The sequence below is a fragment of the Parabacteroides sp. MSK.9.14 genome (assembly GCF_019041495.1).
GTDB lineage: Bacteria > Bacteroidota > Bacteroidia > Bacteroidales > Tannerellaceae > Parabacteroides > Parabacteroides merdae.
Genome location: NZ_JAHPXO010000116.1, coordinates 1 through 1,205 on the forward strand (window position 1 = coordinate 1; position 1,205 = coordinate 1,205).

General features: G+C 43.7%; 1 protein-coding gene. It reads left to right on the plus strand.

The window, feature by feature from the left end:
* Positions 1–477: 477 nt before the first annotated feature.
* The coding region (locus tag KTG12_RS21365) for a phage integrase SAM-like domain and Arm DNA-binding domain-containing protein (RefSeq protein ID WP_254189059.1) at positions 478–1,205 on the plus strand (728 nt) is incomplete at its 3' end.

The following is a 1,205-nucleotide window of genomic DNA, read 5'->3' on the forward strand; positions in this document are numbered from 1 at the left end:
CTGGTGGCACCACCAAAAAGCTTTTCAATTTTAGAAAACCCTTGAATTAGAGATAGTTCAAGGGTTCTTTTTTTACCCTCGCTACGCATTTCATTACATATTTGTGAAGTTGGATTTTGCCAGTTCAGTGGCTTTTTTTAAGGCTTTTGAAAAAGCCATAAATATGTATCATACTTCATTGTTTTTCAACTGTTTGACAATTTCAATCTCCGGTGTGAAAAAGTAATTTTGCACACATGACCGGATGGAGTTGAAAATGTGAAATAAATTTAAAAATTCGGTATTTCCCATCGGGATAAAAAAAGGAATCGAACCCGGGATACAAAAGGCAATTCGAACCTGATAAAAATGGGATTTTTATGGCTATTCCACAAGTCCCTCAAAAAAGCCACCGAATTTAACATTTCGTTTCACGTCCTCATGCCATCCGGTTTTGACGAAACAATTGGATGTAACACCTCTAAAAAAACAAAAGTGATGAAACAAGGAACAATGAACATTCTTTTTTTCGTGCTCAAAACGAAATTGTTGAAAAACGGTGAGGCCCCCGTACTGATGCGGATAACCATCAACGGGAGCTACGACGATGCCCGTATCCAAAGAAGCGTGCCTCTGAACTTATGGAATGCGGCCAAAGGATGCAGCAAGGGCAGGGACAGGGCATCCATCGCATTGAATACCTATATTGCGGAGTTACACGCACGTGCCCTCGAGAAACACAAGGAACTGGTATTGGAACAGGCCCTGATTACCCCGAAACTGATCCTGAAACGTGTTTTCGGGAAAGACACCGAAATGCGTACATTGCTCGGTACCATGCAGGATGGCATCAAGGAAATGGAAACACTGACAGGCATAGACTACTCTCCCGTTACGATCAACCGGTACAAGAACGTGGTGAAGAAATTGCAGCGGCTTATCCCCTCTTATTACGGCAAGGAGGATATCACCTTCCATGAGCTGACACCGGAGTTCATCCGCGCGTTTGACATTTACCTGAAAACGGAGGGGGGACTGTGCCGTAACACGATAGTCCGCTACATGAAATGTTTCAAGAAATTCACCAACATGGCATTGGCAAAGGAATGGATGCGTAAGAATCCCTTTTACGGTTACAAGATGGAACAGGACGAGACCGATCCGGTATTCCTGACCTACGACGAGTTGCAGGCCGTCATGAAAAAGAAATTCACCATCCCACGGCT